Origin of the sequence: Oceanobacillus sp. FSL K6-0251 (assembly GCF_038004725.1) — a bacterium.
Taxonomy (GTDB): domain Bacteria; phylum Bacillota; class Bacilli; order Bacillales; family Amphibacillaceae; genus Oceanobacillus; species Oceanobacillus oncorhynchi.
Window position 1 is genome coordinate 1,656,649 of sequence record NZ_JBBORS010000001.1, and the last position, 23,166, is coordinate 1,679,814.

Below are 23,166 nucleotides of genomic sequence, written 5' to 3' on the forward strand. Positions count from 1 at the left end.
AATGGAATGAACAAACAAGAAATCAAAGAACGCATGGATTCCTTAGTAGAAGTCCTTAATCAATATGGTTATTCCTATTATGTATTGGACAACCCGACTGTACCCGATTCGGAGTATGATCAGAAGTTAAGGGAGCTGGAGGATTTAGAAAAAGAGCATCCAGACCTTGCTAGAGAGGATTCTCCTACTCAGCGTATCGGCGGGGAACCGCTGGATGCTTTTCGGAAGGTAACGCATGAAACGCCAATGATGAGCCTTGGCAATGCTTTTAATGAGCAGGATCTAAGAGATTTTGCCAGACGGGCTCAAGAAGGCGTATCTGGTGAGGTTACTTTTGTGTGCGAGTTGAAAATAGATGGTTTAGCAATTTCTCTAAAATATCAGGAGGGCAAATTTGTTCTGGGTTCCACTCGCGGCGATGGAAGAATTGGTGAAGACATTACATCTAACCTGCGCACGATACGAAGTATTCCATTAAGTATCAAAGAAGCTGGAACTTTGGAGGTTCGTGGCGAAGCTTTTATGCCGCATAAGTCCTTTTTAGAGATGAATAAAGAAAGGGAAGAAAAGGGTGAAGAACCGTTTGCCAACCCGAGAAATGCAGCTGCCGGATCATTGAGGCAGCTGGACCCGAAAATTGCAGCTAAACGTAATTTAGATATTTTTCTATACGGCGTCGGTGAATGGGAAAACAGTAATATCACCAGTCATAGTAAAAGCTTAGAGGCCTTGCATCGTCTGGGATTTAAAACAAATAAAGAATGGAAAAGATGTAAGAGCATTGAAGAGGTATTGGAATTCGTTACGTATTGGACCGAACACCGCAAGGATTTAAATTACGAAATTGACGGGATTGTGGTGAAAGTAGACAGCCTGGATCATCAGGATGAACTGGGCTTTACTGCGAAAAGCCCGCGGTGGGCGATTGCTTATAAATTCCCGGCAGAAGAAGTTGTAACTACTTTAAAAGATATTGTATTAAGCATCGGCAGAACAGGCGTAGTGACTCCGACAGCCATTCTTGAACCTGTCCGTATAGCAGGATCAACTGTGCAGCGGGCTTCCTTGCATAACGAGGATTTAATTCGTGAACAGGATATCCGGATTGGGGATCAGGTAGTTATCAAAAAAGCAGGCGATATTATTCCAAAGGTTGTCCGTTCGATTATCGAACAGCGGACCGGGGAAGAAAAAGAATTTCATATGCCTGAGGAATGTCCGGACTGCGGCAATGAACTGGTTCGTCTAGAAGGGGAAGTAGCATTACGCTGCATCAATCCGAACTGTCCGGCACAATTGATGGAGGGATTGATTCACTTTGTCTCCCGGAATGCGATGAATATTGATGGTTTAGGAGAAAAAGTTATCATTCAGCTTTTCCGTGAAGATTTGGTCCATACCATTGCTGATTTATATCGATTGGAAAAAGAGGATTTGTTGAATTTAGAACGGATGGGCGAAAAATCCGTTACTAATCTTTTAAATGCTATTGAGGCTTCTAAAGCCAATTCATTGGAAAGATTATTGTTCGGACTTGGGATTCGTTTTATTGGTTCAAAAGCAGCACAGACTCTGGCGATGGAATTTGAAACCATGGAGCGGCTTCAGCATGCCAACTTGGAGGAAATTGTAGCCATTGAAGAAATTGGCGAGAAAATGGCAGATTCCATTGTCCGATATTTTGAAGAAGAAAAAGTGACGCAGCTATTGAAGGAATTAAAAGAGCTGGGTGTAAATATGACTTACACCGGTCAAAAGAAATCAGAAATAAAAACAGATAGCTTATTCTCTGGAAAAACAGTTGTATTGACTGGTAAAATGGAGCAGTATACGAGAAAAGAAGCGAAAGAGCTGATTGAATCGTTAGGCGGGGCAGTAACAGGCAGTGTAAGTAAAAAAACAGATGTCCTTATTGCTGGAGCGGACGCCGGATCAAAGCTGGAAAAAGCAGAAAAACTGGGGATAGAAGTGTGGAGTGAAACAGAGTTAAAAGAAGCGACCGAGGGAGAGGAGTGATTCGCTTTGAAAAAATGGATGCTATCCATTAGTGTAGTGGCACTGTTTTTAAGCGGATGTGTGCAGCAGCAGCCATCCAGCGAGGAGGAAGTCGTCCAGGAGGATGCCAGCAGCCAGGAAGAGACTTCTATCGTGCCTAGCAATAGACTTTCAGGGGAAAATTACCGAATGATTTTACCATATCAGCCAAGTGAGGCAAGAGGCGTTATTACAAGGCAAATGGCGAACCGTGTAGATATTGATGAAATGGAAGAAGGATTGCGCCGGCTGTCCACGGATTCATATAGTCCGGAAGATTATTATTTTCAAGAAGGGCAATATTTTACAGAAGATCGTGTGAATAATTGGATTGATGATTTAAATCCTGAAGTAAATCTAGGGGCAGATGAAGAGACCTTCAGGGAAAATCCGCGTTATTTATCCCATGTTCTAGAACAAAATTATTTAACACAGACAGAGGATGGAAATGTCAATTTAGAAGGAATCTCTATAGGACTTGCGATGAAATCTGTTTATCAATTCCAGACCGATACTGGCGAGCCTTACCAATATGAAGATATCTCTGAAAGTGCAATGATGGAACAGGCAACAGAAATTGCACAGGATATTGTCAATGATATTCGTGAAAATGATGAAGAACTCAGTGATATTCCAATTATGATCGGTATTTACCGGGAAGAGGAGCAAGCTTCTCCTGTGCCGGGAAATTTTGTAGCTAAAACAAATGTGGATGGAGGGAGCAGCTCAATTGACGGCTGGGAGGATGTAGAAGAAGAAAATATCCTCTTCCCTTCTGATGAAGGTCAGGAAAAATATTATGATGATCAAGAGCTTGTAACAAGCTTTGGAAATGAAATTCGTGATTTCTTTCCAAACTATGTCGGAATGGTAGGGGAAGGCTTCTATATAGATGAGGAGCTTCAGAAATTACGCATCGATGTCCCGATAGAATTTTACGGCAAGGGAGAGGTTATCGGTTTTACCCAGTATGTGTATGGTCTGATTGAGGATATGTTTCCAAACTATTATGATATAGAAGTTAATATTACTTCCAGCCAAAAGACGGAGAGCCTGCTTTACCGTAATGCGGGTGAGGATGAAATTCAAGTTCATATTTATGATTAAAGCATCAGGAAATTCACTGTTACTAGCAGTTTATCAGCTAGCAGCAGTGGATTTTCTTTTTTTAAGAAAATTTTCCGGGAAGGCAAAAGTTATTTAATGATTCTTCTATTGATTTTCCCAAATTGAAGAACGGCAGAGTATGGTACAATGGGTTTATAGAAGATATAATGACAAAGGAATTAAAATAGCTTATCATTGGAAAATGTTTTTAAGCACTTTCGCACTAATTTTCTTTATTTATGAAAAAATTAGATAAGCAGTCAAACAAAATTTCTCTATTAGAGAGACGGTTGCTTCACGAACCGCTATGCCGTGATAAAAGTATAAAAGTGTGGGGTGAAAGATAACATGATAGCGATTGGGACGTATATCAAAATCCAGCGTACAAAGCAGAAAATGACTCTAGGGGAGCTATCGGAGGGAATTGTTTCTTTATCCTATTTATCGAAGATTGAGAATCAAAAAACAGAACCGAATGAGGATATTATCCGAAGGCTGTGTCACCGGCTTTGTATTACAATAGATCAGAGCCAGGAGGAGAAAATCGGCGAACTCTGTAAGAATTGGTATGAGATGCTTGATGAGAATACCAAAGAAAAAGACATGGAAGCTGCCTATCAGGAAATCCAGATGCTGATGGATAAAAATTATTCTAATCATCTCATTATGTTTGAGATTCATAAGATTAATTATTTTTTATTCATTGAAAGAATCGATTTGGCTGCCAATAAAATTACGCAGTTAAAAGAGGTTGTAAACACGTTTAGTGTAGAAGAACAGTATTACTGGTATTTATTTAATGGACGCTACAGCTTTGCGGTGAAGAATTATTATCATTCCATGTATCAATATAAACGGGCAGAAAAAATTACAGAGGATCATCGCCTGGAGGAAAAGGCAGAGGCCGACTTGAAGTATTATATTTCGATGGCACATTCTAAGCTGAGGAACTCCCTTGAAGCAATCGAATATGCAGAAGAGGCTCTGGAAATGTATATGAAGCAATATAGCTTCCTGCACTGTGCACGTGCCCATAATATTTTAGGAATTTGTTATACTCATATTAAGCTTTATGAAAAGGCAATTAAAAATTTCACACTTGGTCTGCAGCTTGCAGAAACCATTCATGATAAAAAAGTCGTTCAAAAGATTCACCAGAATCTTGGTTATCTATATGCTTCAAAGGGTGATTCGACAAAAGCGATTGAATACTATAAAGGGATTTTAAATGATTCAGACGTGTCAGCGAATACCAAAGTGGAGATCACAGCTTCACTCGTACGTGAATATTATCATTCGAATTATTATGATGAGGCAGAAGAGTATATTGATTACGGATTAAGTGTATTCTATGATTTAAAGGATAAACAGCCATACCTTGTGTATAAATACATCTTGCGCAGCTATAATTATCTGCTTGAAGAACAGTTCAATCTGTTTGAACAATTATTGGTCAAAGATTTACTTCCATTATTAAAGAAGCAAAAGGACTACGTGAATTTTATTCTTTATTCCGAGCTGCTGGCAAAACGCTATGAAGGTAATAATAATTACAAGGACGCGGCACAGTATTATAGAGAAGTAAACCAAATGTATAAGCATATTGCTCACATTTGATATAATTTTATGTCTAAAACCAAGTTATTCTATAATGTTAATTATAAATTATAGTATAACTTGGTTTTTTTGTTATGCAGCAATATAAACTTGCCTTGTATAAGCAAGTTTTGCTATTATCATAAGTGGAATCCGTGTTAATAACGGTATTAATAAGAGTGTTATTCATAGTACTATTATTAATACCACCACGAATGTTAATAATGCTACTAATATTAATTTCAATTTATATAGCAATAATTAATATAAAACATCTTATAAAAATGATATAATGTTGTTTTAATGAGTGTATAGGCTGAATGATGTTTATTCTAAATGCACGCTCGAATATAAGTGCTATTTTTATAGCATATTATAAATAAATACGATTATTTTGGAGGTTAAGCAAATGGCAGAGATTTCAAAAGAGCAAGTAAAGCATGTAGCTAATCTCGCACGCTTGGAATTTGATGATGAAGCTGTGGAACAAATGGCGAATGAGCTGAGTGCTATCATTGAATATGCTGAGCAGCTGAATGAATTAGATACAGATAATGTGAAGCCAACCACACACGTATTAGATTTGAAAAATGTGATGCGTAAAGATGAACCTAAAAAGTGGATTACACAAGAGGATGCATTGAAGAATGCTCCTGACCAAAAGGATGGACAAATCCGTGTTCCATCGATTCTAGAATAAAAGGAGGCAAACATATTCATGTCTTTATTTGACTATACGATAAAAGAATTGGAAGCAAAATTACATAATCAAGAGATTACTGTAGAAGACTTAGTGAAAGAATCTTATCAGCAAATTAAAGAAGTGGACGGAGATGTGCATGCATTCCTGACACTTGATGAAGAAAAAGCGCTGGAGAAAGCAAGAGAACTGGACAAACGTGAGAATAAATCCGGTGTATTATTTGGTATCCCGGCTGGTATTAAAGACAATATCGTAACGAAAGGACTTCGTACTACCTGTGCAAGTCAATTTTTAGATAATTTCACGGACCCGTTATACAATGCAACCGTTGTTGACAAGCTGGATGCTGAAAATCCGGTTGCAGTTGGTAAATTAAATATGGATGAATTTGCGATGGGATCTTCCAATGAAAACTCCGGTTATGAGCCGACTCGTAACCCATGGAATACAGATCACGTTCCCGGCGGTTCCAGCGGGGGTTCTGCAGCAGCAGTCGCAGCAGGGGAAGTATTATTCTCACTTGGATCGGATACAGGCGGATCGATTCGTCAGCCGGCAGCATTCTGCGGTGTTGTAGGAATGAAGCCGACTTATGGACGTGTATCCCGTTTTGGCCTTGTGGCATTTGCATCCTCTCTGGACCAAATTGGCCCATTGACCCGTACGGTAGAAGATAATGCACGTGTACTGGAAGTCATTGCAGGACATGACAAAATGGACTCTACCAGTGCAGATGTAGAAGTTCCGGCTTATACAGAAGCATTAACTGGCGATGTAAAAGGTTTAAAAATAGCTGTTCCTAAAGAATACTTAGCAGAAGGTGTTTCCGAAGAAGTGAAAAATGCTGTTTTAGAGGCATTGAAGGTCTATGAATCCCTTGGAGCTACTTGGGAAGAAGTATCCTTGCCACATTCTAAATATGCACTTTCAACTTATTACTTATTATCATCCTCTGAGGCTTCTGCGAACTTAGCCCGTTTTGACGGCGTACGCTATGGTGTCCGTTCAGATAATGCAGAAAATATGTTGGATATGTTTGTGAAATCCCGCAGTGAAGGCTTCGGTGATGAAGTAAAACGCCGTATTATGCTTGGAACCTTTGCCCTCAGCTCTGGTTACTATGATGCCTATTATAAAAAAGCACAAAAAGTACGTACATTAATTAAAAATGACTTTGATAAAATTTTAGAAGAATATGATGTGATTGTTGGACCGACAACACCGACACCGGCATTTAAGGTCGGTGAAAAAACAAGTGATCCATTAACGATGTATGTGAATGATATCTTAACGATTCCTGTCAACTTAGCAGGCGTTCCCGGTATTTCTATTCCTTGCGGTTTCTCCGAGGATGGATTGCCAATCGGCTTGCAGGTTATCGGAAACTATTTTGATGAGAGCACTGTTTATCGTGCTGCACATGCATTTGAACAAGCAACAGAACACCATACAAAACGACCTCAACTAGGAGGTGCCAAGTAATGAATTTCGAAACAATTATTGGACTTGAGGTACACGTAGAATTAAAAACCGCATCAAAAATATTCAGTCCGAGTACAAATGAATTTGGTTCCGCGCCAAATACGAATGTCAATCCGATTGACTTAGGCTATCCGGGCACACTGCCAGTCTTAAATGAAGAAGCAGTCAACTTTGCGATGAAAGCGGCAATGGCACTCAATTGTGAAATTGCAACAGATACGAAATTTGACCGTAAAAACTATTTCTATCCAGATAACCCGAAAGCTTATCAAATCTCGCAATTTGATCAGCCAATCGGCGAGAATGGCTGGATTGAAATTGAAGTAAACGGCAAAAAGAAAAAGATCGGTATCACCCGCCTGCACCTGGAAGAGGATGCAGGAAAATTAACACATGGGGAAGACGGTTATTCCTATGTCGATTACAATCGTCAAGGAACACCATTAGTTGAAATTGTATCTGAGCCGGATATGCGTTCTCCAGAAGAAGCATATGCATACTTGGAGAAGCTGAAAAATATTATTCAGTATACAGGTGTATCGGATGTGAAGATGCAGGAAGGCTCCCTGCGCTGTGATGCCAATATTTCACTTCGTCCAATCGGACAAGAGGAATTTGGTACCAAAGCAGAACTGAAAAACTTAAATTCTTTCTCCTTTGTTCAAAAAGGATTAGAATTTGAAGAAACACGTCAGGAAAAAGTATTATTATCCGGCGGAGAAATCCTGCAGGAAACACGCCGTTACGATGAAAAAACAAAAGAAACGATTCTGATGCGTATCAAAGAAGGTTCGGATGATTATCGTTATTTCCCTGAGCCGGACCTTGTACCATTATATATTGATGAGGCTTGGAAGGAACGCATCCGCAGTGAAATTCCTGAGCTTCCAGATGCCAGAAGAGAGCGTTACGTAAGCGAATTAGGCTTATCAGAATATGATGCGAATGTGTTAACGGCATCTAAGCAGATGTCTGATTTCTTTGAGGAAGCAGCAGGGCACGGAGCAGATATCAAACAAGTATCCAACTGGTTAATGGGAGAAGTCTCTGCCTATATGAATAAGCATTATAAAGAGATTGAAGAGCTGGCAATTACACCAGATGCCCTGGCGAAAATGGTTAAATTGATTGAAGACGGCACGATCTCTTCTAAAATTGCGAAGAAGGTATTTGCAGAGCTGGTTGAAAATGGCGGCGACCCAGAAAAAATTGTCGAAGAACAAGGCCTGGTTCAAATCTCAGACCCAGAGCAATTGAAGCCAATCGTGAATGAAATTCTTGATCAAAACGAACAATCTATCATTGATTTCAAGGATGGAAAGAAAAAAGCAAAAGGATTCCTTGTCGGACAAATTATGAAAGCAACAAAAGGACAGGCGAACCCGCCGCTGGTAAATGAAATTCTTGCTGCGGAGCTGGAGAAACGATAAGCTTTCTTGGTAGAATGGTAATAAAATAAAAGAAGCAACAAGGGAAGGCTGTCGCAGAAATGAAATGTGGCAGCCTCTCCAATGTGAAAAAAGATGAAAAGAAAATGGAAGATCATTGTAGAAAAACAACACATTTTATCGAGACTTGTTATTTTTTGTTCATTTTGCTTTTCAAACACATCAAAAAAGTCTATGATATGGATTAGACGAGTTTATTTAATACGATTATAATTTCAACATAAAGGAACTTCATAGGTTATTCATGTCAGATCATGGATAAATACTGCTTTTTATTATGTATCTATTTTGAGAGAGATTTCAGTGAATATCACCGTTCTGTAATACGTATAGTAAATATTTGCTATGGAATGTTGTGAGGTTCTCTAGGTTTCCTTTCATCTAAGGAGAAGAAAAGCAAAGAATGAAGTTATACTTTATATAATACGTGTCTGTAAAGAAGCAATTGCAAGATGGACCGTATGGGGAGGAAAGAACATGGAGAAGGCCCGAATCATTTATAACCCAACTTCGGGACGTGAAGCAATCAAAAAAGCATTACCCAATATTTTAGAAAAGCTGGAAACTGCCGGCTATGAAACTTCCGCACATGCGACAACATGTGAAGGGGATGCTATCGACGCTGCAAGAACTGCTGTAGAAAGAGGCTATGACTTAATTGTTGCGGCTGGCGGCGATGGTACGATCAATGAGGTCGTACATGGCGTAGCCGAACAGGAATATCGGCCAAAGTTAGGGATATTGCCTGCTGGAACAACAAATGATTTTGCCAGAGCACTTCAAATTCCCAGAGATATTAATAAAGCTGTAGATGTTATCTTAGAAGGCAATTCGCTGAAATTAGATATCGGAAAAGTCAACGAGCATTATTTTATTAATATTGCCGGCGGAGGAAAACTGACAGAATTAACATATGATGTCCCGAGCAAATTAAAAACAATGTTAGGTCAATTAGCATATTATATGAAAGGCATTGAGATGCTTCCTTCTTTAAAGCCGGCGCATGTCAGAATTGAGTACGATGAACATGTACTGGAAGAAGATATCATGCTATTTCTAATCTCTAATACGAATTCCGTCGGCGGTTTTGAAAAGCTTGCTCCCGATGCACGTTTAAATGATGGGTACTTTGATGTTCTTATTCTAAAGAAAACAAATCTTGCAGAATTTATTCAAATTGCATCACTTGCCCTTCGAGGGGAACATTTAAAAAGTAAAAACATCATCTATACACAGGCAAAGCGAATTAAAGTGACGAATGAGGATAAAATGCAGCTGAATATTGATGGGGAATACGGCGGTATGCTGCCGGGAGAATTCATCAATCTTCAGGAACATATTGAGTTTATGGTCCCAGCAGAATTCATCGAGCATCAAGAAGAGCTGGAATAAAGATGAAAGTCTCTAAACATACAGTTGTTTTAGAGGCTTTTTTGATTGCTCCTGTCTCCTTGAGCATAGGAACAGTTGTTGTTTGTTAAAAGCCTGTGATAGAATAAAGTGAGCAAAAGTGATTACGGAAATAGAGGAAGATGACAATGGCAAAAACAACAGGAAATACCCCTGTTCAAAAAAATGAACATTTGACTATTACAATTGAAGATATTACCCATGAAGGAAGCGGCGTAGGAAAAGTGGACGGCTATCCTTTGTTTATTCCAAAGACCTTACCGGAAGAAGAAGCCGTTATTAAAGTGGTTAAAGCAAATAAAAAATATGGATTTGGAAAGCTGTTAGAGCTGAAGAAAACAAGCCCGGAACGTGTGAATCCAACCTGCCATGTATATTGTGGAGGCTGTCAGCTCCAGCATATGAGCTATGCCCTTCAATTACAAATGAAACAGAATCAGGTCCATAATGTGATGAAAAAAGTAGGCCATCTGGAGCATGTCCCCGTGCATCCAATCATTGGGATGGAAGATCCTTCTCATTACCGAAATAAGATACAAATTCCTGTCGATGAAAAAAACGGTGAATTAATTACAGGCTACTATCAGAAAAGAAGCCACCGGATTCTGCAGAATCAGGACACCTGCCATGTGCATAGTCACGCAATGAATGAGGTGCTCCCATTTGTTCGACACTTAATGAATAAATATGGTGTTCAAGCTTATAATGAAGAAACACATCGAGGTGAACTGCGTCATATTATGATACGGGCAGGCCATTTTACAGGAGAAATGATGGTTGTTTTTGTAACGCGTACAGCCAAGCTTCCTGGCAAAGAGCGAATCATCGAAGAACTGACAAAGAAGTTTCCATTTATCCGTTCGATTGTGCAGAATATCAATGACCAGCGCACGAATGTGATTTTAGGGAAGAAGACAAACGTATTGTGGGGAGCAGCTTATATCCACGATACAATAGGCGATTTAACCTTTGCGATTTCGCCAAAGTCCTTTTATCAAGTGAATCCTGTTCAGACGAAGGTGCTTTATGATAAAGCTTTGGAGTATGCAGCTATTGATAAAAATGATGTAGTGATCGATGCATATTGCGGCATAGGAACAATCTCGCTCTTCCTTGCCCAAAAAGCAAAAAAAGTATATGGAATCGAGGTTGTTCCAGAAGCCATTGAAGATGCAAAGAAAAATGCAGCATATAATGGAATAGATAACGCGGAGTTTACCGTTGGACAGGCTGAAAAAGTGATGCCTAAGTGGAAGAAGGAAGGCTTAGATCCAGATGTGATTGTTGTCGATCCTCCGAGAAAGGGTTGTGATCCGGAATTTTTGGATGCGATGATGGAGATGAAGCCGAAGCGGATTGTTTATGTTTCCTGTAATCCTTCGACACTGGCAAGGGATTTGCGTATTTTAGAGGACGGCGGTTATGAGACGAAGGAAGTACAGCCGGTGGATATGTTTCCGAATACGGGGCATGTAGAGGCTGTGACGGTGTTGTCGAGGATGGAAGAGTAAAGGGATGAAAAAGGCAGCGAATGGTATGCTGTCTCAAAATAGAATGATTGAGAAATAAAACTGAACCACCATACATTGATAACGGTTATTTTAATGGAAGTAAATGGAGAACTAGATGAAGACAGAACTATCAACAGAACACTGTAGGATAAGTAAAAGAACGGCACAAATAGTTCTTTTTTTATCCATTTGTGCCATTCATATATTTTTCACCTAATCAATTTCTATTATTTGATGATTAGATTAATATAGCATTATAAGAACAATTTATTACAGAACAAACCTTTCATGCTGGATGATAAAATCCAGCTGAGGCAAGTTCCATCAGAGGAGAGTGTACTGCATGTTTAAAAAGATTGCCAGTGATGCATTAGGATTGAGTGATATTGGTAAAATTATTCAACCGGATAACTTCGATAAAACGGAATCAGATGATTACGTATTGCATGAAGAAGGGGAACAAATTCATTTTCTGATTAAATCGAAATCAGATGAATACTGCTTTACGAATCGTTCCTCATCCACTTAGATGGGGAAAAGGCAACAAGCAGTAAGCGGAATATTTATCGCTATGATTACTACCGCTATCCTATTCAGAACGTCACAGTAGAAACGGCTGGTACGATTGACCTGGACCTTGAAATAAAATTTACGATTGGAGGACAAGCTATTTCCGTAGATATTGAGAAAAAGGAAAGCGAGGCTATTGCTGATTTATATAAATCATTAGTTACCATTTCACATATTCAAGACAGTGATGCACGTGTAAAAGGTTATGCAAAAGATAGTCCTGATTTATCCAAAACCTTATTCACTGACAACCGTTTTCAGGAAGGAACCATAGCGAATGAATTTGAAAAAGCTGCGAAATTTGCTTTTGATTGGCTAAATACGACATACAATGACAATACACTGAAAGATTTTGGTGATATTTTTAAAAAATATCACCAAAATTAATAAGGAAACTTTATAATGAATAGTGGCTCCTGATACACCATGATTAGACCAGATTAAATCACGTTTTAAAATAATCATTATATCTGCTTAAAGCGTGAGCGCTGAAGAAATTTGGTTTTTCTGTGTGCTCCGGTGATTGCTGAAAAGGTACTGACAAAGTAGAATAAAAACAAGCGTATTGTAGAAGATAGGAATTAATTAAAAGTTAGGAGAATGCCAAATGATTAACGGAGTGGAATTTGATTTTGTTGTAAAAGACAGCAAAGCAGCTTTAGCGCAGTACAAGTCTATTTTTGATGTAGAAGTAGTAGAAGAAACAAATTTTAAAGCAGGAAATAATGAAGCAGTATTTACCATTTACGGGACGCGTTTTCACATGCTTGATGAGAATCCTGAATATCAATTATTTGCTCCGAAAGAAGGGGAGACACAATCTTTTTGGTTCAATATTGCAGTTCCGGACATTCAAGAAACATATGAAAAAGCGATGGCTGCGAATGCAACAGAAATACAGCCTGTTACAAGGATGGAAGAAATGGGCATCTCTAATGCAATGTTTGCTGACAGCTATGGGTATGTATGGATGTTACATGAGATTCACCGCGAAGTATCCTTTGAAGAACGCGTGGATATTCTAAGTAAAGACTTTGAATAAATATCTGTGCTATTTTGTAGAGATGCTTACTTAAAAAGTTTCATACATCTGAAATCTTTATGACAGTCAAATATAAATGAAACAAAACGTTTACTAATTCCATTAGGGAAAATAGGAACGTTTTTTCTATATATGAATAACAGAGATTCCAAACCAGTTAATCTATAAACAGGCCTTGTTCGAGGTATGGTGCTCTTTAATATTCTTCACTATATACTTATGACCCTGAAATAAATAACAATCGTAGGAACGTTCCTTTTGTGAATGCTATAATAATAACATGATGTTGATAAAGAAACTAGTTGTTATGGGGAATTTAATGAAAACTCCTACAGGAATAATAATCTTTTTTATTATCATAATGATAGCGTATTTTATCATGGGGATGATAGAAAAGCGTTAATATTAGAGCTCTCTATCTAATTTAATCTATTTAAAAGAAGGAGGGAAAATAATATGGACAAGTCAAATAAAAACTTTACTCCCGTACGTCTGCATCTGGAATTAACAGACGCTTATTTGTCGGATTATGAAAAAAGAATGCTGAATCGGTATGGGGAGACTTTAACTGGTGGATCAATATCCCGAGACATTCTGATTCCATCTGATATGCCGCTGCACAACCTTCATTATGCAATTCAAAAACTATTTGGATGGCAAAATGCGCATCTGCGCAAATTTCAGCTTCCTGATCCTGTATTTCAGAAACTGACCGGAGGCACGGTAAAGGGCTGGTCTGATTTAGTAGGTACGCTATTTCAACCTCCATCTGAAGCAGAAAGTGATCTTTTTTGGGACGAAGATTATAAAAGTGGAAGTATCCATACATGGTTGAGGAAGAAGTATACAGGGCCTTTCATATATAAGGGGACACTGGAGCAGCCGGAAATAGCGAAGCAGGATATGAAGGAAATGTTAGATTATTTTACAATGATTGAAGTGAAAGAATCATTTACGGATTATCTGGAACGGAAAAAGCAAAATCCTGATACAGAAATGAGAACCATCCGGAAAGCGCCATTAGTTGAATTAACTCTTGCTGAAATGCGCTCAGCGTTTACTTTAGAGGGGGATGTGGAAAACTTGCTGGAGCGTCTGGAAGTGGATAAGGTAATCGCTGCGAAAGCGGAAGAAATACAGGACAATAAATTGTTTCCCGTAACAGATGAACTCATTTATCAGTATGATTTTGGAGATGATTGGACGGTGAAAATCACCAAATATGAGGATTGTGCGGATTTATTACATCGAAATTTGATAGATCAAGAGGAGTTGGCGGAAGCAGAAGCAATGGTTTTGGATAAGCATAAACCAGTTTGTATTCATAAACAAGGTATCTCCGTATGTGATGATGTTGGCGGCTTAAGCGGCTTTGCCAATTTTTTAGGAACTATTTATGAAAGCGAAGATAGGCTGGAAAAGTCTGAGATGCGGGCTTGGGCAAAAAGTCTTGGCTGGAGTGCGCAAAAGGTTTCTGTAAAAACATTATTATAGAAAGTTTAAGGGAAATAATTCCTTTCTTAAAGGGGTTACCATTTATTATTTTTCTCATACATAGGAAGCGAGTAGTATCCGTCTGATACGCTTTAGAATGGTGCCACTTGAATAAGTGCATGTTTCATGCAGATAAAACACATATATAAGGAGCTAGTTACATGTACAAAATCTTCTCCTGGGCGGCAGTGATATTTTGGATGGCGATTATTTTTTATTTATCCCATCAGCCTGCTGCCATTTCCAATGAACTCAGTTCAGGAATTACCGAAATAATTATAAACACCTTGGAGAATCTTGCTTCTTCATTCCAGTTCCATATAGAAGAGCTGCATCATATCATTAGAAAAAATGCGCACTTTTTTGCTTATTTAATACTGGGCATTCTCGTTTTGAACGGATTAAGAAGAAGCGGTGTATTTGGCAAGCGAGGTATAGGTATTGCCTTGTTGATTTGTATTCTGTATGCCATCACAGATGAGGTGCATCAGTTATTTATCCCCGGGAGATCCGGAGAGGTGAGAGATGTCTTGATTGATAGTGGTGGTGCGAGCACAGGAATTGTCATTTATTTACTAATTTCCAAGCTGGTAAAGCGGCGCAACAAAAAGCGTATCCGCTGACAAATGGTTTTGCTTTGCAGTTCATTGTTTTTTAATGATAGCTTCCCAATGGTTTTAATGCTTCTGCAGTTTGATATGTATAAAAAATTCTAGAAGCTTTAGAGAAATTCAAAGAAAGTCTTTATACTTCAACAACAAAAAGTATAAAGGCTGTTTTTAATTTGAATCACTGGATAAAAAACAAAAATTACAACTATTTTTTCCATATATGCTAATATGAAATAAGAACTAATTTGATTAAAATAAACTAAATTATCATTATCTCTGCAGTTTTTAGACGTTAGTGAAAAGCGTGATAGCTTCTTAGTATCTAATGGAATTTTTCATATACGTTGGACCTGCTTCATGGCAGAAAAAGATAATTAAAGTGTGAGGGCAGCTATGGGACAGAATACAATAACGTTAGATCCAGACGAAAAAAATGCCACCAGTATTCCTGAAATTGAAAAGGAATATGCAAGGCTGGATAAGGACTGGCTCTGGTTTCATTATAAATTATCCATTTGGCTGGTGATTTTTACTTTTATTATAGAATGCCTTCTCAGCCTTATTATTGTCCGGACGGATTTGCTTAGCACGTCTGTTCCAATCTATATTTGGAGGTTTATTGCCGTACCAAGCATTCTGAATGTGATATTCCTCGCGATTGGTACGGCAGTGATGTATTCTAAACGCATTTCGCACCAGGGAAAGAATGGCGGTATATAAAGAGGGAGTAGATATCTCGCAGTGGTTTGCCAGGGCGGATTTGGCTCTGTATCAAGCAAAAGAAGCAAGAAATGCAATAAGAATTTATTCGTAATGTATAAGGAACTTGCAGGGGAAGTAATTATATTACAAAATTGTAGAATAGCATCGTTTGATATAAGTTCATATTGGGGGATTTATAATGAAGCAGTATTTAGCATTTGATATAGGCGGTACGGAAATAAAATATGGCATATTAAATGAACAGGGAGATATATTAGAAGTAGAATTATTCTCTTCAAAAAATACAAACGGTAACTTTGTACTGGACAAGATTGTAGAGATTGCCTCTTCTAAATACAACGAAATCAATGGGCTGGCAATCAGCGCTCCAGGCTTTATTGATGCGGAAAGCGGCTACATTGAAAATGGTGGAGCATATAGAGATTTTGATCATTTCAATATGAAATCCTATCTGGATGAAAAGCTGTCTATTCCTGTTACGATTGAAAATGATGTTAATTGCGTGGCTTATGCAGAAAAATGGCTGGGGAATGCTCGGGAGGATACCGATTTTGTTTGTATGACCATTGGCACCGGCATCGGAGGAGCCTTATTTCTTAATAATCAGTTATATAGAGGTGTCTCGCACCGCGCAGGTGAATTTGGATATATGAAAACCAGCCCGGACAAAACACCGAACCTTTTCAGTAATTCCTTAAATCTTAAAGCTACGATGACAGTTATACGAAAACAATTTTCATCTGTAAAAGAAATTCCGCTAAGCCAAGTAACTGGAGAAGCGGTGTTTCAAGCCTTTGATGAGGGCGATGCAGACGCAATAGAAATTATATCCACGTTTTATGATCATATTGCGAATTTAATATATCATATTTTTAATATTATTAATCCAGCAAAAATATTAATAGGAGGAGGAATTTCTAATCGTGATTCGTTTATTAGTGAATTAAAATCACAGTTAAAAGCATATGAATTAAATGAGGATTGGTTAGAAATCAACACCTGTTATTTTAAAAATCACTCAGGGATGGTAGGTGCTACATATCACCACCTGCTGAAAACAGGGAATTTGCTGAATGGGTGATGGGAGCTGCCTTTTTGTATTTAATGCCTTCTAAAAAGAAGGATACAAAAAGGCTTCTCATTGAAAGTTAAATGGTTATATGTTAATATGTTCATATAAGCAAATTAATAAGTAACAACAGTTAAAAGGGAGGCCAATAAAACAATGGAAGAGCTGGAGTTTGAAAATAGTCCTTCTAAGGAAATCGATGAAGAAACATTATTTATCGTTACACAGACCTTTAAAGCATTAGGAGACCCGACAAGAGTCCGAATTCTTCATCTGCTTTTTCAAAAAGAATGTTCCGTTAATGAAATTGCAGATACGTTGGATATCAGGCAATCGACCGTATCTCATCAATTGCGATTTTTGAAGAATCTTCGGCTTGTGAAATATCGCCGGGCAGGAACCACGCTTTACTATTCTCATGATGATGAGCACGTTATGCTGATATTAAAACAAATGATAGACCATGCTTGTCATAGTTAGTATCAAAACCATTGATGTTATAAAAGTAATCGTTTTAATATTTGTATATGATTACATACTAACCTAATGATGAAAAGATATATCCAAAAAAATAGCGGTGCTTCTTAAATTAGAAGGCAGGCGGAAGATTTCTGCAAGCGAACTATATGCGTATATATGAATATAAACATAAAGGAGGTTTTAGCATGGGACACGATCATCACAGCCATGATCATACACATGGTGCAAACAAAAAGACGCTGCTGATTAGTTTTCTTGTTATCACGGCGTTTATGGTTATAGAAGTTATTGGAGGTTTGCTGACAAACAGCTTAGCTCTTTTAGCCGATGCGGGACATATGCTGAGTGATTCCATCTCTTTATTAATTGCATTAATTGCTTTTAAATTGGGAGAAAGAGCTGCCAATTACGGGAAGACATATGGATACAAGCGCTTTGAAATACTGGCAGCGGTCATCAATGGTGCCACATTACTTATTGTATCCATCTATATTTTTTATGAAGGTTATCAGCGATTGTTTGATCCGCCGGAAGTAGCTTCCACGGGAATGTTAATCATTGCTGTTATTGGTTTACTTGTCAATATTATTGTAGCATTTATCATGCTGCGCGGCGGAGATACAGAAAATAATTTGAATATGCGAGCTGCTTTCCTTCATGTTTTAGGTGATTTATTAGGATCAGTAGGTGCGATTATTGCAGCACTTCTTATCATTTTCTTTCAATGGACTTGGGCAGATACGGTGGCAAGTGTGCTGGTAGCATTGCTTATTTTAGTAAGCGGCTGGCGGGTAACGAAAGCCTCTATCCATGTATTGATGGAAGGGACCCCTGCCAACGTGAATTTAGAAAATGTCGTTCAAAAGATGAGTGATATAGATGGTGTCGAGGGAATTCATGACCTGCATGTATGGAGTGTAACCAGCGGACAGAATGTGCTTTCCTGCCATATTATTGTCGATGGCCAGATGACTGTGGAAGAAAGTCAGCAGCTGCTCCGGAAAATTGAGCATGAATTGGAGCAAGAGAATATCGGTCATGTCACGATTCAAGTAGAAACAGGGGAGCATCCTCATGAAGATACAATTATGTGTCAGGCAGAGTATGTGATGGAAGAGCATCACCATCATGGGCATAGTCATTGATTCAGCAGGCCAGGGCGCAAATCTAAGAGTTTTAAAATAGAGACTTCACAGGAAGAATGGAAGTCTCTATTTTTGTTTGCAGTAATGGATGGACTATGAAATTTTAGAGTATATGTTAAATCAACTTTAATTCATTCTCACTTTGTAAGAATACAACGAAAAACTTTTTTTAATTTTCTTAGAAAAATTGTACTTATTAAAAAAACTCTTATTAACGCGGTAAAGCTGAGGTAACACTTGACTAAAAATCTTTTTCACTATATAATTCAATTAAACAATTGAATAGTTGATATGGTGAAATTTACATTTATACTTGGCTGTATCATTCTATTTTAATCTAATATCAATTTAAATACACTTCATGAAAAGGTGATGAGTATGAGGGAATCTCTATTATCTGCAACAGAATATAAAGATCAATTATATAAACAGTTATCAAGAATTGGGAAAAGCCTTTCTAGTGATAAACGTCTTGAATTATTAAGTTTATTAACACATGGACCAAAAACAGTGGAAAAACTGGCTGAACTTTCCGGGATGGCCATTGCAAATGTGTCCCGTCATCTTCAAGTTCTAAATGATTCTAAATTAGTAAAGTTTACAAAAAAAGGGACTTATGCATACTACTCACTTTCCGATGACTCCGTTGCTGATTTTTTAAATTCTTTATGGAAGATTAGTGAAAATCATCTTTCTGATATTAATCAAATAAAAAGGGATTTTTTAGAGAATATTGATGATGTTAACGTACTTACGTTGGAAGAGTTATATGAAAAATTAGAAAAAGATAATATTACACTTTTAGATTTAAGAACTGAAGAAGAATTTAATTACAGGCATATTGAAGGGGCTATTTCTGTACCAGAGGATCGTTTAGATGTATATCTTCAAAAATTACCAAAGGATAATGAAATTATTGTATACTGCCGGGGGAAATTTTGTGCAGCTTCTGCTATGGCGGCACAAAAGCTAAAGGAAAATGGCTTTACAGCTTTCAGTATGGAAGACAGTGTTTATGAATGGGATAAATATTTAAACGTAAGTCATTAGAAATAATTATTTTACGTTAATTAATAAGATAGAAGCTGCCATCTTGGCAGCTTCTAAAAAATAACATTAATTCAATTTATTGCAGGATTAGTTTTAGTTGTCAGCACAGTGTTATTTTACTAAATAAAGCAATCATGTTGACAGTATATTTTTTTATTTTATATTTAATTATTCAATTGAATATAAAATAAACGAGAGATTTTATTTAGGAAACATTCATAGGAGTGCCTCTCTAGAAAGAGGGGATGAATGAACTTATTTTTTATTTAAGGAGGAAATTAAATGTCTGAAGAAAAAGTGTATGATGTTATTATTGCCGGTGCAGGACCTGCTGGAATGACAGCAGCTGTTTATGCGTCTCGTGCAAATTTAGATACCTTAATGTTAGAACGAGGAATTCCTGGCGGTCAAATGGCAAATACAGAGGACGTGGAAAACTATCCCGGATATGAGCATATTTTAGGACCCGATTTATCGAATAAAATGTTTGAGCATGCAAAAAAATTCGGAGCAGAATATGCATACGGGGATATCAAGTCCATTGAGAATCATGGAAGTTATAAGATTATCCATGCTGGAAAAAAAGAATATCGTACAAAATCTTTAATTATTGCGACTGGAGCCCAATACAAAAAAATTGGTGTTCCTGGTGAGGAAGAGCTTGGAGGGCGCGGTGTATCTTACTGTGCAGTATGTGACGGCGCATTCTTTAAGGAGAAGGATATCGTTGTTATAGGTGGAGGAGACTCTGCAATTGAAGAGGGTGTTTATTTAACTCGATTCGCAAATAAAGTCACTATTATCCATCGACGTGATCAGCTTCGCGCCCAAAAAATTCTGCAGCAGCGCGCATTTGATAATGAAAAAATTAATTTCATTTGGGATACTGTTCCAGAAAAATTTAATGAAACAGATGGAAAAGTAAGCAGTATTACTTTAAAAAATATGAAGTCTGATGAAGTCTATGACTTTAATACAAATGGGATATTTATTTATATTGGGATGCTTCCATTAAATGACCCGTTTACAGAATTGGGTATTACAGACGATACAGGGTATATTCTTACCAATGAAAATATGGAGACAGAAATCCCTGGAATCTTTGCTGCTGGTGATATTAGAGCAAAAAATCTTCGGCAAATTGTAACAGCGACCGGGGATGGAAGTATAGCAGCTGAAACAGCAATAAAATATGTGGAAAGCCTTGCTGAAGTGTTAAGTGTCCCAGAAAGACAATTATAAATCATTAAAAATAAAAAATAGGGGTGCTGCATAATCAGTTAATTGATTATGCAGCACCCCTATTTTGATTATAAAAAGAATCACCCAAGATAAATACGTTGGAACGGTTCCCTCTGTAAATTTAGGTTTTGTTTTGAAAGTGGGTATGGATAAATTAACTAACCTAAATTAAAGAGGTATTTTTTATGTTTGAAACCTTTTCACAGAATATTTCACAGTAACTACACGCATTTGAGTTTACTTATTTTATTGCAGACATTTTGCTGAAACTAAAAAAATTAGACCCGTTTTATTATGAAAAGTTATTTTAAATCCTTTCATCAAATTTTCACATTAAACAAGTACGATAGGAAAGGAGAGCGTTTGAAATGGAGGAGTATCTGAATGGTGATAGCAAGTAAATTAATTGCGGCAGGAATCATTGCTGCCAGCTTTTTGGTAGGGTGCCTTTCATTTTATATCATGAGTAACCTGCCTATAAAAATGAAGAAAAAGCATATAGCAGAAATCGTATCCCAACTAATTAATTTTGTTCTCTTTATGTGGGCAGGGAAAATCATACTAAATCTTTCCAGTTTCCTGTCTGATCCATTAACAATACTGGCTTATCCTGCTAATTCAATGGCTTTTTATTTTGCAGTGTTTGCAAGTATTATTATGCTGATTTATAAGGATAAACAAAAGAAATTGGATTTGTGTCCTTTTATGGAATCCTTTGTACATGTATTTTTAGTTGCTTCTTTTTTATACGAATTTCTTGAAATTATTTTAAAAGATAATGTATATGCATTCGGATACTTATTACTGCTCTCTGTTCTAATAATTTTATACTTTTTCCTCAGGGAACGGATTCAAATAAAATTATTGTTGCTTATTATCCTGGGCAGCTGGTCGCTCGGTATAATAACCTTATCTTTCATGCAGCCTTTCGTAACGGTTTTTGGTTATATGATGGACCCATGGTTTATTAGTATCTTTTTTATTATTGTTTTAGCATTATCCAATTTATTCTATAAAACAAAGCGAGGGTTTAAACAATGAGTATGATTGAAGCAGATACAATGCTGCTTACTGGTATGTTTTTAGCAATGGGGGCAGGCGTATTATCTTTTTTATCCCCCTGTGTATTACCGATTTTTCCAGCCTATATGTCATACATAACTGGAATTAGTGTAAAAGAGTTACAGGGAAACAAGAATGTTCAAATTCTTCGTCAACTATTTGCTCATTCTTTGCTTTTTTTATTAGGAGTTTCGCTGGTGTTCATTAGTTTGGGAGCAGGAGCTTCTCTTCTGGGACAATGGGTACAGAATTTGCTGTTTGGAGATTCGGGATTATTTATACAAAGAATAGCAGGTATTTTTATTATCATTATGGGTTTATTTATAGCAGGATGGATAAATATACCTTTTTTAATGAGAGAGCATCGTTTTCATTCAAGAAAAAAACAAGCGGGATATGTCGGCACATTTTTTGTAGGGTTAGGTTTTGCTGCCGGTTGGACACCCTGTATTGGGCCGATTTTTGGGTCTATATTATTTTTAGCTGCAAGCAATCCTGGTCAGGGAATATTCTACACTTTTTTATATGTTATCGGTTTTGCAATTCCATTTCTTGTTCTGACCTTGTTTATAGGAAAAACAAGGTGGATTGTCCGGCATAGTAATATCATTATGAAAATTGGAGCAATAATGATGATTATCATGGGTATTGTTTTGTTCTTTGGATGGATGCCTTTTATTTCAGGTTTTTTACTTGATTTGGTAGAGGATACTTGGTTGTCTAGGTTAGGCTAAGAGGAGGAGCGTTGTAATGAAAAAATGGATTTTCACTATGATTATTGTAGGAATGATTGGGTGGGCACTGTATGATTTTATAGATTCCAGCAGACAATCCACGGATGAATTTGTGCCTGTAGAAGAGAATAGCAGTGTAGAGGAAGACGTGAGAGAGCAATTAGAAGCAGCAGATAATGAAGAGGGGGACTCGGCGGCAGGAGAAAACACGGAAGTCGGTCTGGAGGTTGGAAATATGGCACCAGATTTTGAACTCCAGACGCTGGCAGGTGAAACAGTGAAGTTATCTGATTACCGAGGGAAAAAAGTAATGATTAATTTCTGGGCGACGTGGTGTCCGCCATGCAGAGCGGAAATGCCGGATATGGAAGCCTTTTATCAGGACAAGGATATTGTTATTTTAGCAGTTAATTTAACAGAGACAGAAAATAATCTGCAGCAGGTGCAGGATTTTGTAAATGAATACGAATTAACGTTTCCAATTTTACTGGATGAGAAAATAGAAGTCGCCGAACAATATATGATTCAACCAATACCCACATCATATATGATAAACTCAAATGGAGTAGTGGCATTTAAAGCCTTTGGTTCTTTGAACTATGATTTTATGGTTCAAGAGTTTGAGAAAATGAAGTAATTTTTTATAGAAGATT

Annotated in this window: 20 protein-coding genes and 1 pseudogene; all 21 read left to right on the forward strand. The window is 37.5% G+C overall.

All coding sequences use genetic code 11. From position 1 onward, the window contains the following. The first annotated feature begins 6 nt into the window (after positions 1-6). The 21 genes and pseudogenes from ligA to MKY45_RS08585 all read left to right on the forward strand — a co-directional run bounded on the left by ligA (position 7) and on the right by MKY45_RS08585 (position 23,150). Positions 7-2,016: an NAD-dependent DNA ligase LigA gene (gene ligA / locus MKY45_RS08485; protein ID WP_289584847.1), complete on the forward strand. Its 2,010-nt coding sequence runs from the start codon at positions 7-9 to the stop codon at positions 2,014-2,016. Positions 2,017-2,022: 6 nt separating this feature from the next. Then, the gene (locus tag MKY45_RS08490) at positions 2,023-3,141 is read left to right on the forward strand and encodes a CamS family sex pheromone protein (protein WP_289584846.1); all 1,119 of its coding nucleotides are present in this window, start codon (positions 2,023-2,025) and stop codon (positions 3,139-3,141) included. Between the two features lie 348 nt (positions 3,142-3,489). After that, positions 3,490-4,758: a helix-turn-helix domain-containing protein gene (locus MKY45_RS08495; protein ID WP_256705997.1), complete on the forward strand. Its 1,269-nt coding sequence runs from the start codon at positions 3,490-3,492 to the stop codon at positions 4,756-4,758. A 388-nt stretch (positions 4,759-5,146) separates the two neighbouring features. Then, positions 5,147-5,437 (forward strand): Asp-tRNA(Asn)/Glu-tRNA(Gln) amidotransferase subunit GatC, encoded by a 291-nt coding sequence (gatC, locus tag MKY45_RS08500; protein ID WP_042533066.1) that lies wholly within the window; start codon positions 5,147-5,149, stop codon positions 5,435-5,437. 18 nt (positions 5,438-5,455) lie between these two features. Further along, positions 5,456-6,922: an Asp-tRNA(Asn)/Glu-tRNA(Gln) amidotransferase subunit GatA gene (gatA, locus tag MKY45_RS08505; RefSeq protein ID WP_042533068.1), complete on the forward strand. Its 1,467-nt coding sequence runs from the start codon at positions 5,456-5,458 to the stop codon at positions 6,920-6,922. Beyond that, entirely contained in the window at positions 6,922-8,352 is a 1,431-nt protein-coding gene (gene gatB / locus MKY45_RS08510; protein ID WP_193063862.1) for an Asp-tRNA(Asn)/Glu-tRNA(Gln) amidotransferase subunit GatB, read from the forward strand. Before gatA ends, gatB begins: the two co-directional genes overlap by 1 nt. Positions 8,353-8,847: 495 nt before the next feature. Beyond that, positions 8,848-9,762 (forward strand): diacylglycerol kinase, encoded by a 915-nt coding sequence (locus tag MKY45_RS08515; RefSeq protein ID WP_193063861.1) that lies wholly within the window; start codon positions 8,848-8,850, stop codon positions 9,760-9,762. Positions 9,763-9,908: 146 nt separating this feature from the next. Further along, positions 9,909-11,291: a 23S rRNA (uracil(1939)-C(5))-methyltransferase RlmD gene (gene rlmD, locus MKY45_RS08520; protein ID WP_256705998.1), complete on the forward strand. Its 1,383-nt coding sequence runs from the start codon at positions 9,909-9,911 to the stop codon at positions 11,289-11,291. Positions 11,292-11,634: 343 nt separating this feature from the next. After that, positions 11,635-12,248: pseudogene (locus tag MKY45_RS08525) on the forward strand (PH domain-containing protein). Between the two features lie 220 nt (positions 12,249-12,468). After that, positions 12,469-12,903: a VOC family protein gene (locus tag MKY45_RS08530; RefSeq protein ID WP_212928292.1), complete on the forward strand. Its 435-nt coding sequence runs from the start codon at positions 12,469-12,471 to the stop codon at positions 12,901-12,903. A 456-nt stretch (positions 12,904-13,359) separates the two neighbouring features. Then, positions 13,360-14,397 carry a plasmid pRiA4b ORF-3 family protein gene (locus tag MKY45_RS08535; RefSeq protein WP_256705999.1) on the forward strand — a complete coding sequence of 346 codons (1,038 nt, stop codon included), beginning with the start codon at positions 13,360-13,362 and terminating at the stop codon, positions 14,395-14,397. A gap of 161 nt (positions 14,398-14,558) precedes the next feature. Next, on the forward strand, positions 14,559-15,020 hold the full coding sequence (locus tag MKY45_RS08540; protein WP_256706000.1) for a VanZ family protein: 462 nt from the start codon (positions 14,559-14,561) through the stop codon (positions 15,018-15,020). 381 nt (positions 15,021-15,401) lie between these two features. Continuing rightward, complete coding sequence (locus MKY45_RS08545; RefSeq protein ID WP_042536142.1) at positions 15,402-15,728, forward strand: hypothetical protein; 327 nt, start codon at positions 15,402-15,404, stop codon at positions 15,726-15,728. 181 nt (positions 15,729-15,909) lie between these two features. Then, entirely contained in the window at positions 15,910-16,812 is a 903-nt protein-coding gene (locus MKY45_RS08550; protein WP_256706001.1) for an ROK family protein, read from the forward strand. Between the two features lie 144 nt (positions 16,813-16,956). Further along, complete coding sequence (locus MKY45_RS08555; protein WP_042533193.1) at positions 16,957-17,280, forward strand: ArsR/SmtB family transcription factor; 324 nt, start codon at positions 16,957-16,959, stop codon at positions 17,278-17,280. 185 nt (positions 17,281-17,465) lie between these two features. Continuing rightward, positions 17,466-18,425, forward strand: coding sequence for a cation diffusion facilitator family transporter (locus MKY45_RS08560; protein WP_042533195.1), 960 nt, complete (start codon positions 17,466-17,468; stop codon positions 18,423-18,425). Between the two features lie 378 nt (positions 18,426-18,803). Then, positions 18,804-19,475: an ArsR/SmtB family transcription factor gene (locus tag MKY45_RS08565; protein WP_042533197.1), complete on the forward strand. Its 672-nt coding sequence runs from the start codon at positions 18,804-18,806 to the stop codon at positions 19,473-19,475. 282 nt (positions 19,476-19,757) lie between these two features. Then, on the forward strand, positions 19,758-20,717 hold the full coding sequence (gene trxB / locus MKY45_RS08570; RefSeq protein ID WP_256706002.1) for a thioredoxin-disulfide reductase: 960 nt from the start codon (positions 19,758-19,760) through the stop codon (positions 20,715-20,717). 384 nt (positions 20,718-21,101) lie between these two features. Next, positions 21,102-21,758 (forward strand): hypothetical protein, encoded by a 657-nt coding sequence (locus MKY45_RS08575; RefSeq protein WP_042533201.1) that lies wholly within the window; start codon positions 21,102-21,104, stop codon positions 21,756-21,758. Next, the gene (locus tag MKY45_RS08580) at positions 21,755-22,513 is read left to right on the forward strand and encodes a cytochrome c biogenesis CcdA family protein (RefSeq protein WP_042533204.1); all 759 of its coding nucleotides are present in this window, start codon (positions 21,755-21,757) and stop codon (positions 22,511-22,513) included. The genes MKY45_RS08575 and MKY45_RS08580 overlap by 4 nt, the downstream gene beginning before the upstream one ends. A gap of 16 nt (positions 22,514-22,529) precedes the next feature. Further along, entirely contained in the window at positions 22,530-23,150 is a 621-nt protein-coding gene (locus MKY45_RS08585; protein WP_042533206.1) for a peroxiredoxin family protein, read from the forward strand. Positions 23,151-23,166: the final 16 nt, after the last annotated feature.